Below are 12048 nucleotides of genomic sequence, written 5' to 3'. Positions count from 1 at the left end.
CCAAGCCGTGCGCGGGCACAATTACGAAATGTAAGAATCGCTGAAACGCCGGAAATTCGTCGCCAAAACGCGACATTTCGCGGGCGCCCCCGCGGCGCAGGCCGCGGGTCTGAAAACGAGATGTTGTGCAACGCACCATCCGAAATGTGGCGCTCGTCATGGCCGCGGCGTGGCAGGTGTCGATGACGGACCCCCGCCGTTAGCGGCGCTCCACCCACAGAAGCATGCCCGCCGCCGCGAGCAGGAACAGGACACTGGGCGCCAGGGCGGCCACTGGCGCCGACCAGGAATTGATCACCCCCAGGTTGGAGAACAGCCCGTTGAGCAGATGGAAGGCCACGCCGAGCATGATGCCGACGAAGACCTTGACGCTCACCCCCCCATGCGGTCGTGGCTGTACGCGAAGGGCAGCGCCAGCGCCATCATCACCAGCACCGCGAAGGGATAGACCAGCTTCTTCCACAAGGCGATCTCGTAGCGATCGGTCTTCTGCGCGTTCTCCTCGAGGTGGCGCAGGTAGGCGTACAGGGTGGTGACCGACATGCGTTCGGGCGACACCATCAGCACGCTGAGCACCTCCGGGGTGAGATCGGACTGCCAGCGCAGCTCGGGCACGTGCTCGATGCGGGTCCGGTCGGTCTCGAACACCGTGCGCGAGATGTCGGTCAGGTGCCAGCCCTCGCGCGGCCGGTAGACCCCGGACTCGGCAAAGCTGATCGAGCGCAGCGTCAGCGCGTCGTCGAATTCGTAGATGCGCACGCCCTTCATGGTGCGCTCCGGGGTCAGCGTCTGGACGTTGATGAAGCGCTGGCCGTCGCGGACCCACAGGCCGGAGCGCAGCTCGTTGGAGACACTCGAGCCGGTGGCGGTCAGGCGCCACTGTTGCGCCGCCTTCTCTGCCGGCGGGGCCACGTATTCGCCGAACACGAAGGTGAATACCACGAACATCAGGCCGATGGACACCAGCAGGCGCAGCAGGCGCCCGGTGGACAGGCCCGAGGCGCGCATGACCGTGATCTCGGAATGGCGCGCCAGCGTGGTCAGCGCGTACAGGGTACCGATCAGCACCGCGATCGGCATGAGCTCGTAGACCCGCCCCGGCATGATCAGCGCCACGTAGATGAGCGCATGATGGATCTGGTAGCCGTCCTTGCCGATGCTGTCCAGCTCGTTGACGAAGTCGAAGAAGGCGAACAGGCCGAGGAAGGCGACCAGCACCGTGAGCGTGGCCACGATGATCTCGCGGGCGATGTAGCGACGCAGGATGTTCATGGGGCCGCCCTCCGCCGCCACGGCGCCACCACCACCATGCGCCGGTAGAAGAACAGCAGCAGGACCGTCAACATGAGCGCATGCGGCGCGATCAGCCCGGCCACGAATCCGATCTTTCCGTGGGTGATCCAGGCCTGGGCGACGCTGATCATGTTCGAGTAGATCAGGTAGATCAGGATCGCCATGATGAGGTTGTTGGTCCGCCCCGCGCGCGGATTGACGTAGGAGAGCGGGATCGCGAGCAGCGACAGGATCAGCGCCGCCAGCGGCAGGCCGATGCGCGAGGACAGCTCGCCGAGATGGTCCGGCTGCGGCGTGCGCAACAGTTCCACCGTCGGCACCATGCGCGTCCGTGTGGGCAGCTTGGTGACCGCCTTGGCTTCGAGCCGCACCGAGTAGCGCTCGAAATGCATCACCCCGTAATCGGGCGACCCGGGTGTGCCCTCGTAGCGCCGTCCGCGCTCGAGGACCACGAAGCGCTGGCCATCGGGCCGGGTCTCGACGAAGCCCTCCTCGGCCACCATGACCCCGAGCTTGCCGTCCTGCATGGTGCTGACGAACACGTTCTTGACACGGCCGTCGTCCCCTGCGCCCACCTCGACGAAGAACACCCGCTGCGCGCCGGACGACTCGCGGAACACGCCCGGCGCGACCCGCGCGGCGTCATCCTGGTTGTTCAGTCGGGTCTTGTACTCGACGCTCTTGTACTGCGCCCAGGGGGCGAGCACGAAGGTCACGCCGGCGATGCCGATCACCACCGGCAGCACGAAGCGCAGCACCGGCCGGATCCAGCGCGTCAGCGGTACGCCGGAGGCGAACCAGACCACCATCTCCGAATCGCGATAGACGCGCGAGAGCGTCATCAGCACCGCGATGAAGACCGTCAGGGAGAGCACGATGGGCAGCTGGGCGAGCGCGCCGAAGCCGATCAGCGCCAGCACCGCCTCGGACGGCACCGAGCCGCCGGCCGCCTGCCCCAGCAGACGGATGAGCACCGTCGTCACCAGAATGGCGAACAGGGCGACGAACACCGCGATGGCGGCATTGGCAAATTCACGCTGGGCAGCGCGCAGAAAGATCATTGCGCGAATGACGAAAGAATGGTTGTGGGCGGGGGGCCGGCGTTTTGACGGCACTGTGGTGTCGGGCCATAATCGAATCCGATTCAGGATCCGCCCATGGCAGAGGAACAGCACGTGGAATTTACCATAAAGACCGGCACCCCCGAACAACTCAAGCGCGCCTGCATCGTCGTCGGCGCGTTCAGCGACGGCAGCCTCACCACGGCCGCGCAGGCGGTGGACCAGGCCTCGCAGGGCGTGCTGGCCGGCGTGCTCAAACAGGGCGATCTGGACAAGAAGGCGGGTAGCACCCTGCTGCTGCCGGCGTTGCCGGGCATCAAGGCTCAACGGGTGCTGGTCGTCAGCCTCGGCAAGGCGGACGAACTGAACGACAAGGCCTTCCGCGATGCCGTCGCGGCGGTGGGCAAGGTGCTCGCCAAGCTGCCCGGCAAGGACGCCTCGGTGTGCCTCGATGTCGAGGTGCCGGGGCGCGACACGGCCTGGTGCCTGCAGCAGGCCGCGCGCATCATCGCCGCGGCCGCCTACAAGTTCGACGCCCCGCGCAAGAAGACCGACGACGCCCCTGCCGATACCGGCATCGGCAAGATCCAGTTCCTCGTGACCGGCAGCGCGAGCACGGCCCTCAAGAATGCCGTGGCGCAGGGGCTGGCGATCGCCGAGGGCATGGCGCTGACGCGCGACCTGGGCAACCTGCCCGCCAACGTGTGCAACCCCACCTATCTGGCCGACACCGCGGTCAAGCTCGGCAAGCAGACCAAGCTCAAGGTCACCGTGCTCGAGCAGGCCGACATGGAAAAGCTCGGCATGGGCTCGCTGCTATCGGTGGCGCGCGGCGCCCACACGCCCCCCAAACTCATCGTCATGGAGTACAAGGGCGGCAAGGCCAAGGACGCACCGGTGGTGCTGGTGGGCAAGGGCGTCACCTTCGATTCCGGCGGCATCTCGCTCAAGCCCGGCGCGGCCATGGACGAGATGAAATACGACATGTGCGGCGCGGCCACCGTGTTCGGCACCCTGAAGGCGATCACCGCCATGGCACTGCCGATCAACGTGGTCGGCATCGTGCCCAGCACCGAGAACATGCCCGGCGGCAACGCCACGCGCCCGGGTGACGTGGTCACCTCCATGTCGGGGCAGACCATCGAAATCCTCAACACCGACGCCGAGGGCCGGCTGATCCTGTGTGACGCCCTCACCTACGCGGAGAAATTCAAGCCTGCCTGCGTCATCGACATCGCGACCCTCACCGGTGCGGTCATCATCGCCCTGGGCAAGGTGCCCACCGGTCTCCTGGCCAACGACGACGCCCTCGCGCAGGAGCTGATCGCGGTGGGCGAGCGCACCGGCGACCGGGTCTGGCAACTGCCCCTGTGGGACGAGTACCAGGACCAGCTCAAGAGCAACTTCGCCGACATGGCCAACATCGGCGGGCGCGACGCCGGCTCCATCACGGCGGCCTGCTTCCTGTCGCGCTTCACCAAGGACTACACCTGGGCGCATCTGGACATCGCCGGCACCGCCTGGGTGTCGGGCGACGCCAAGGGGGCCACCGGCCGGCCGGTCCCTCTGCTGGCCGAGTTCCTGATCGCGCGCGCGGGTGGCGCTGCCTGAGCCGGGTCGTGACCGAGGTCCACTTCTACCACGATGCGGCGGACCTGGCCGGGGTCGCCTGCCACCTCACGGCCAAGGCGTTCAACGCCGGCCGGCGGGTGACCGTGCTGCTGCCCGACGACACCCTCGCCCGCCAGCTCGACCAGATGCTGTGGGTGCGCCAGCCGGGCAGCTTCCTGCCCCATGTCGGGCTGCACTCGCCGCTGGCGGCCGAGACCCCGATCACCCTGGGCACCTCGGTCCCCGACACCGGCTGGACCCAGGACGACGTGCTCATCAATCTGTGCGATGCGGTCCCGCCCGACTTTGCGCAGTTCAAGATGATCGTGGAGGTGGTCGGCCAGGACGACCGGCAGCGTGGCCCTGCCCGCGCGCGCTGGAAGCACTATGCCGCTGCCGGCCTCCCGCCGCAGGCTCACAACGTGAAGGGAGAGGGACGGTGAGCGAACGCAAGGATCCCTTCGTCTTCCTGCCGGAGACCGAGGAAGCCGACCGCCTCATCAGCCAGGCCGACGCCCTGCTGCAACGGCACCGCCCCGGCGCGCCGGCCGCGGAGGCCGACGACCTGCCCATGCTCACCGAAGTGGTCGAGGACGAGGACATGCCGGTCCTGACCAGCGCCGTCGACCCCGCGCACCCCGAACCGGTCACCCACACCGCCGCCGTCGCCGAGACGGTGCCGCCCGATTTCGTCGAGCAGCTCATCGAACTCGATGCGATCATCCACCGCCGGGTGGACGACTGGCTCAACAACGAGCTGCCCGCGGTGCTCTCGGCGCAGATCGACGCCGCCAAGACGCGCATCCGCGACGAGATCCACGCCCACGTGCGCACCACCCTGCTCTCGGACATCTCCCAGGAAATTTCCGAACTGCTCGACGCCAACGACCCGCGCAGCCGATAAACCGGTCACATGGCGCGCCCCGCCGCCGGAACAGCCGCGTCGGCTCCGCTATAATGGCGGATTCGCCTCACACCCAACACTGAGTTTCTCGCACACCATGGAACTGGCCAAAAGCTTTGAGCCGGCGGACATCGAACGCCGCTGGTATCCCGAGTGGGAATCACGCGGCTACTTCGACGCCGGCCTCGATACCACCAACACCGACGCCTTCTGCATCCTGCTGCCGCCGCCCAACGTCACCGGCACCCTGCACATGGGCCACGGCTTCAACCAGACCATCATGGATGCGCTCACCCGCTACCACCGCATGCGCGGCGCCAACACCCTGTGGCAGCCGGGTTGCGACCATGCGGGCATCGCCACCCAGATCGTGGTCGAGCGCCAGCTCGACGCCCAGGGCGTGAGCCGCCACGATCTCGGTCGCGAGCAGTTCCTGGAAAAGGTGTGGGAGTGGAAGGAATACTCCGGCGGCACCATCACCCGCCAGATGCGCCGCCTCGGCACCAGCCCCGACTGGAAGCGCGAACGCTTCACCATGGACGACGGGCTGTCGAAGATCGTCACCGAGACCTTCGTGCGCCTGTACGAGGAAGGCCTGATCTACCGGGGCAAGCGCCTGGTGAACTGGGACCCGAAGCTGGGCACCGCCGTCTCCGACCTGGAAGTCGAGCAGGAAGAGGAAGCCGGCCACCTGTGGCACATCCTCTATCCCTTCACCGACGGTCCGGTGGGCGCGCTCAAGGGCCTGACCGTGGCCACCACCCGGCCCGAGACCATGCTCGGCGACGTGGCGGTGATGGTGCATCCGGAAGACGAACGCTACGCCGAGCTGATCGGCAAGACCGTCACCCTGCCGCTCACCGGCCGCCAGATCCCCATCATCGCCGACGACTACGTGGACCGCGAGTTCGGCACCGGCTGCGTCAAGGTCACGCCAGCGCATGACTTCAACGACTATGCCGTCGGCCAGCGTCACGGCCTCGACATGATCGTCATCCTCAACCTGGATGGTACGGTGCCGGCCGTGGCCGAGGTGTTCGACACCAAGGGCCAGGCCAAGGGCAGTGCCAACCTGCCGGCCAACCTGACCGGACTCGACCGCTTCGAGGCCCGCAAGCAGGTGGTGGCCGACCTGGAAGCGGCCGGCGTGCTCGTCGAAATCGAGAAACACAGCCTCAAGGTGCCGCGCGGCGATCGCACCGGCGTGGTCATCGAGCCCATGCTCACCGACCAGTGGTTCGTCGCCATGAGCGCGCCCGGCGCGGACGGCAAGAGCATCACCGAGAAGGCGCTCGAATGCGTCGCCTCGGGCGAGATCAAGTTCCATCCCGAGAATTGGGTCAACACCTACAACCAGTGGCTCAACAACATCCAGGACTGGTGCATCTCGCGCCAGCTGTGGTGGGGCCACCAGATTCCGGCCTGGTACGACGGGCTGGAGAACGTCTATGTGGCGCATTCCGAAGCCGAGGCGCTGGCGCAGTTCGACGCCACCCTCGCCGCGCTGGAAGATCGCGCCCATGGCGCCGAGCAACAGCACCAGGCCGACGAGGCGGCCGAGCTGCGTGCCCTGATCGGCCGGCTGCGCGACAAGGGCCTGCGCCGCGACGAGGACGTGCTCGACACCTGGTACTCCTCCGCGCTATGGCCGTTCTCCACGCTCGACTGGACGCCCGAATGGCCGCAGAAGAGCAACCCGGCGCTCGACCTCTACCTGCCCTCCAGCGTGCTGGTCACCGGCTTCGACATCATCTTCTTCTGGGTGGCGCGCATGGTCATGATGACCAAGCACATCACCGGCAAGATCCCGTTCCGGGATGTCTACGTGCACGGTCTGATCCGCGACGCGGAAGGCCAGAAGATGTCCAAGTCCAAGGGCAACGTGCTCGACCCGATCGACCTCATCGACGGCATCGCCCTGGACGATCTGATCGCCAAGCGCACCACCGGCCTGATGAACCCCAAGCAGGCCGCGAGCATCGAGAAGAAGACGCGCAAGGAGTTCCCCGAGGGCATTCCCGCCTTCGGCACCGACGCGCTGCGCTTCACCTTCGCCTCGCTGGCCAGCCCGGGCCGCGACATCAAGTTCGACCTCTCCCGCTGCGAGGGCTACCGCAACTTCTGCAACAAGCTGTGGAATGCCACCCGCTTCGTGCTCATGAACGTGCAGGACCAGGACTGCGGCCTCGAGAACCACGACGCCGCCGCCTGCGAGGGCAGCTACCTGGATTTCTCCTTCGCCGACCGCTGGATCGTCTCCCAGCTGCAGCGCACCGAGGCCGAGGTGGCGCGCCAGTTCGCCGACTACCGCTTCGATCTGCTCGCCAAATCGGTCTATGAGTTCGTGTGGGACGAGTACTGCGACTGGTACCTGGAAGTGGCCAAGGTGCAGATGCAGGACGGCACCGACGCCCAGCAACGCGCCACCCGCCGCACCCTGCTGCGGGTGCTCGAGACCGTGCTGCGCCTGGCGCATCCGCTCATGCCCTTCATCACCGAAGAGCTGTGGCAGACGGTCGCCCCGCTGGCCCGCCGCAAGGGCACGGACAGCATCATGCAGGCGCCCTATCCGCTCGCCGACATGAACCGCGTGGACGCCGCCTGCGAAGCGCAGATGGCGGAACTGAAGCGCCTCACCCACGCCTGTCGCAACCTGCGCGGCGAGATGAGCATTTCCCCGGCCAAGCGCCTGCCGCTGGTGGCCACCGGACCGGCCGAAGCCCTGACCGCCTTCGCCCCCTACCTCAAGGGCCTGGCCAAGCTCGAGGCGGTGGATGTGGTGGCCGACATCGGCGCCGACGAACTGGCGCCGGTGGCCGTGGTGGGTGACTTCAAGCTCATGCTCAAGGTCGAGATCGACGTCGCCGCCGAGCGTGAGCGCCTGGGCAAGGAAGTGGCTCGCCTCGAAGGCGAAGTCAGGAAGGCCGAGGGCAAGCTCGCCAACGAGAACTTCGTCGCCCGTGCCCCCGAGGCGGTGGTGGCCCAGGAACGCGAGCGCCTCGCCGCGTTCCGCGACACCCTGGCCAAGCTCAAGCCGCAGCTGGAGAAGCTGGCGAGCCGCTGAGGCATCCCCACCCGCGCCAACGGCCCCGCCGCCCACCCGGCGCGGGGCCGTTCTCTTTGGCCATCGCCCTCGGACCGTGACCGGGCCGGGAACGCGACCACGCACGCGTCATCCGGCGCTGATAGCATGGACTCACCGCTGACGCGAGGAGAACCCCATGCCATTTCCCTGGGCCGCAGCCGCCAAGGCCATTCCCTGGACCGACGTCATCAGCGCGGCACCGACCCTCGCCAAGGGCGCCCGCGATCTGTGGAAACGCATGCGCACCGATCCGAAGCCCGAGGACACCCCGGACGACGCCGAGGCGGCGGCCAGCCCCGAGGCCCGGCTCGACGCGCTGACCCGCGTGGTGCTCACCATGGAGCAGCGCAACGAAGCCCAGACCGAGCTGATCACCCGCCTCGCCGAACAGCAGGAGCAGCTGGTGACCGCCCTCGACCGCGCCCGGCGCCGCGCCCGCCTCGCGCTGGTGCTGGCCGGCCTGGCAACGGCGCTGGCCGCGTGGGGGCTGCTGGGTGGCTGAATCCGGGCGTACCTTGGCGAACGGAGCGCTTTTCATGACAATGAGGCATTCCCCTCTCCGTGTGCCCGACCCTGCATGAAATACGTCGAGATCGTCGCCGAAGCTTCCAGCACCCAGACCCTCATCGGCGTCGCGGACAAGGTCCGGGCGCTCGATGTGCGTTTCGGACCGATCGGCGATGACGGCATGCGCCAGGCGCGTCTGCTGCTGCGCGACGACCGCGTCCAGGAAACCCTCGATCTCGCTCAGACCCTGCTTGGCGCCCAGGCGCAGGCCCGCGTCATCGTGCTGCCGGTCGAGGCCGTGGTGCCCAAACCGGAGCTCGAAGAGGAGGAAGCCGAGGACAAGGCCCCGGAGCTGCGCGAAACCCTGCTCTCCAATGTCGAGCGCAACTGCCGCCTCGATCGCGATGTGGTCGGCCTGATCTTCCTCTCCGCGCTGGTCGCCACCATCGGCCTGATCGAAGACAGCCCGGCGGTGGTGATCGGCGCCATGGTGATCGCACCGTTGCTGGGCCCCAACCTGGCGCTCTCGCTGGGCACCGCGCTGGGCGAACTGAAACTGGTGCGCCAATCGGCACGGACCCTGCTGGTCGGCGTGCTCATCTCCCTGGCGGTCTCGATCGGCGTCGGCCTGCTGTGGCCGTCCAGCTTCGCCGGCAGCCACGAACTGGGCGCCCGCACCCTGGTGGGCATGGACTCGGTGGCGCTGGCGCTGGCCTCGGGCGCAGCCGCCGCGCTGTCGCTCACCACCGGCCTGTCGAGCGTGCTGGTGGGGGTGATGGTTGCCGTGGCCCTGCTCCCCCCGGCGGCGGCGGTCGGGCTCATGGTGGGCAGCGCCCACTGGCAGGACGCCGTCGGCGCCGCGCTGCTGCTGGCGGTCAACATCGTGTGCATCAACCTGGCCGCCAAGCTGGTGTTCCTCGCCAAGGGCATTCATCCGCGCAAGGGGGTGGAGGCCGAGCGGGCGCGCAAGGTCACCATCGTCTACGTGATCGGCTGGCTCATCACCCTGGCCTGCCTGATGCTGGCCATCTACGCCAAGCAGGTCTATCTGTCCGGCTGAATGTCCGGCTGCGGCACCGGGACGTTCATCAGGCGTTTGCCGTCGGTGAGCAGGAAGTGCACCAGGATGTCCACCGCCGGACTCAAGGGCTGGTCGTTGCGCACCACCACATTCCATTCGCGCTCCACCGGCGTGCCCTGCACGTCGAGGCGCACCAGCCGGCCGGCGGCGGCCTCCATCTCGAACACGTGATGGGAGAGAAAGGCGATCCCCAGCCCGGCCATCGCGGCCTGCTTGAGGGTGGAGTTGCTGCCCAGTTCGTCGGCCCGCAGCGGACGCACGTCGTGGCTCTTGAGGTAGCGCTCGAGGTGGTCGCGGGTACCCGAGCCCCGTTCGCGCAGCAGCAGGCGCTCCTCGACCAGCGCCGCCGGCGGGATCGCATGCTTGCCCGCCAGCGGGTGGTCCGGGCTGGCGACGAAGCTCAGCCGGTGGGGCGCGAAGGGGATCACCCGCAGCGGCAGACGCCCCGGCGGCGTCCCCATGATCGCCAGCGTCGCGCGGCGTTCGTCGAGCATGGCATAGACGTCGGCCCGGTTGGCCACCGACAGGCGGATGCGGATGTCCGGATAGCGGCGCCCGAACTCGGCCAGCAGGCGCGGCACGAAATACTCGGCGGTGGTGATCACCACCATGTCGATGGTGCCGGCGGCCACCCCCCGGGCGGTGAGCAGTTCGTGGCCCGCCAGCTCGAGGGCGTTGATGACCTCCCGCGCCCGCCGCACCAGGATCTCCCCAGCCGACGTGAGGCGCACCTCGCGACGCCCGTCGACCAGCACATCGCCGACCGCCGCCTCCAGGTCGCGCAGCTGCATCGACACGGCCGGCTGGGTGATGTGCAGATGGCGCGCGGCCATGGTGAAACTGCCGGTATCGGCAACCGCGAGCAGCGCCCGCAGTTGCTTCAAGGTGACCCGCTGATCCAGCTTCATCAGAAAACCTTATTTCAAATCACAGAATAAACGATTCGACCTTATATCGATGACGCCGTATTGTCGAGTCCATCAACCACGGAGGACACGACAAATGGGTGCGAGCGACTCGATCATCACCGATCCGAAAAAGCGGTATCAGGCCGGCGTGCTGAAGTATGCCCAGATGGGCTACTGGGACCCGGATTACGAAGTCAAGGATACCGACGTGCTGGCGGTGTTCCGCATCACGCCGCAGGAAGGTGTCGATCCGGTCGAGGCCGCCGCCGCGGTGGCCGGCGAATCGTCGACCGCCACCTGGACGGTGGTGTGGACCGACCGCCTGACCGCCAGCGACAAGTACCGCGCCAAGGCCTACCGGGTCGATCCGGTGCCGGGGCAGGACAATCAGTACTTCTGCTACGTGGCCTACGACATCGACCTGTTCGAGCCCGGTTCGGTGGCCAACCTCACCGCCTCGGTGATCGGGAACGTGTTCGGCTTCAAGCCGCTGCTGGCCCTGCGCCTCGAGGACATGCGCCTGCCGCAGGCCTACGTGAAGACCTACCAGGGCCCCCCGACCGGCATCGTGGTCGAACGCGAGCGCCTGGAAAAATACGGCCGCCCGCTGCTGGGCGCCACCATGAAGCCCAAGCTCGGCCTGTCGGGCAAGAACTACGGGCGCGTGGTGTACGAAGCCCTGCGCGGCGGCCTGGACTTCTCCAAGGACGACGAGAACATCAACTCGCAGCCCTTCATGCACTGGCGCGACCGCTTCCTGTACTGCATGGAGGGGGTCAACAGCGCCGCCGCCCACAGCGGCGAGATCAAGGGCCATTACCTGAACATCACCGCCGGCACCATGGAGGAGATGTACAAGCGCGCCGAGTTCGCCCGCGACCTGGGCTCGTGCATCGTCATGGTGGACCTGATCATCGGCTGGACCGCGATCCAGTCGATCAGCAACTGGTGCCGCGACAACGACATGATCCTGCACATGCACCGTGCCGGTCACAGCACCTACACCCGCCAGAAGACCCACGGGGTGAGCTTCCGCGTGATCGCCAAGTGGCTGCGCCTGGCCGGTGTCGACCATGTGCATGCCGGTACCGCGGTGGGCAAGCTCGAGGGCGACCCGATGACCGTGCAGGGCTTCTACAACGTGTGTCGTGACACCGTGACCGAGCAGGATCTGCCGCGCGGCATCTTCTTCGAGCAGGACTGGTGTTCGCTCAACCGCGTCATGCCGGTGGCCTCGGGCGGCATCCACGCCGGCCAGATGCACCAGCTGCTCGACCTGTTCGGCGACGACGTGGTGCTGCAGTTCGGCGGCGGCACCATCGGCCACCCGATGGGCATCCAGGCCGGCGCCCAGGCCAACCGCGTCGCCCTCGAATCGATGGTGCTGGCGCGCAACGAAGGGCGCGACATCGTCAACGAAGGCCCGGACATCCTCAAGGCGGCCGCCGAGACCTGCCGCCCGCTGCGCGCCGCGCTCGATACCTGGGGCGAGGTGACCTTCAATTACACGAGTACCGATACGTCGGACTTCGTGGCGACGCCGACGACGGCTTGACCGCCGCACGGATGCCGGCCGCCGGTCGGCATCCGGTCGACGC

At 67.5% G+C, this 12048-nt stretch carries 9 protein-coding genes and 1 pseudogene; 7 read left to right on the top strand and 3 right to left on the bottom strand.

Going from position 1 to position 12048, the window contains the following annotated elements; genetic code table 11:
* Positions 1-199 precede the first annotated feature (199 nt).
* Positions 200-1272 (bottom strand): annotated as a pseudogene (lptG, locus tag G3580_RS06290) (LPS export ABC transporter permease LptG).
* Positions 1269-2354, bottom strand: coding sequence for an LPS export ABC transporter permease LptF (lptF, locus tag G3580_RS06285; protein ID WP_173764453.1), 1086 nt, complete (start codon positions 2352-2354; stop codon positions 1269-1271). The pseudogene lptG and the gene lptF overlap by 4 nt, the downstream one beginning before the upstream one ends.
* Positions 2355-2468: 114 nt before the next feature.
* On the opposite strand from lptF, the gene G3580_RS06280 reads away from it, so the two are divergent.
* The 6 genes from G3580_RS06280 to G3580_RS06255 all read left to right on the top strand — a co-directional run bounded on the left by G3580_RS06280 (position 2469) and on the right by G3580_RS06255 (position 9521).
* Positions 2469-3965 (top strand): leucyl aminopeptidase, encoded by a 1497-nt coding sequence (locus tag G3580_RS06280; protein WP_173764452.1) that lies wholly within the window; start codon positions 2469-2471, stop codon positions 3963-3965.
* Positions 3966-3973: 8 nt separating this feature from the next.
* The gene (locus G3580_RS06275; RefSeq protein WP_173764451.1) at positions 3974-4408 is read left to right on the top strand and encodes a DNA polymerase III subunit chi; all 435 of its coding nucleotides are present in this window, start codon (positions 3974-3976) and stop codon (positions 4406-4408) included.
* Positions 4405-4869, top strand: coding sequence for a hypothetical protein (locus tag G3580_RS06270; RefSeq protein ID WP_228720787.1), 465 nt, complete (start codon positions 4405-4407; stop codon positions 4867-4869). Before G3580_RS06275 ends, G3580_RS06270 begins: the two co-directional genes overlap by 4 nt.
* 97 nt (positions 4870-4966) lie before the next feature.
* Positions 4967-7933, top strand: coding sequence for a valine--tRNA ligase (locus G3580_RS06265; RefSeq protein ID WP_173764450.1), 2967 nt, complete (start codon positions 4967-4969; stop codon positions 7931-7933).
* Between the two features lie 157 nt (positions 7934-8090).
* The gene (locus G3580_RS06260; protein WP_173764449.1) at positions 8091-8456 is read left to right on the top strand and encodes a hypothetical protein; all 366 of its coding nucleotides are present in this window, start codon (positions 8091-8093) and stop codon (positions 8454-8456) included.
* A gap of 75 nt (positions 8457-8531) precedes the next feature.
* Complete coding sequence (locus tag G3580_RS06255; RefSeq protein ID WP_173764448.1) at positions 8532-9521, top strand: TIGR00341 family protein; 990 nt, start codon at positions 8532-8534, stop codon at positions 9519-9521.
* Here the strand turns inward: G3580_RS06255 and G3580_RS06250 are convergent.
* Positions 9506-10450, bottom strand: a complete 945-nt coding sequence (locus tag G3580_RS06250; protein WP_173764447.1) for a LysR family transcriptional regulator — start codon at positions 10448-10450, stop codon at positions 9506-9508. The two genes, G3580_RS06255 and G3580_RS06250, sit on opposite strands and share 16 nt — an antisense overlap.
* 94 nt (positions 10451-10544) lie before the next feature.
* Here G3580_RS06250 and G3580_RS06245 point away from each other — a divergent pair, with 94 nt between their 5' ends.
* Positions 10545-12005, top strand: coding sequence for a form I ribulose bisphosphate carboxylase large subunit (locus G3580_RS06245; RefSeq protein WP_173764446.1), 1461 nt, complete (start codon positions 10545-10547; stop codon positions 12003-12005).
* Positions 12006-12048: the final 43 nt, after the last annotated feature.

Source organism: Nitrogeniibacter mangrovi (genome assembly GCF_010983895.1).
Taxonomy (GTDB): Bacteria; Pseudomonadota; Gammaproteobacteria; order Burkholderiales; family Rhodocyclaceae; genus Nitrogeniibacter; species Nitrogeniibacter mangrovi.
The sequence above is the reverse complement of the archived record's forward strand: the minus strand, read 5'-3'. Positions and strand labels throughout refer to the sequence as shown.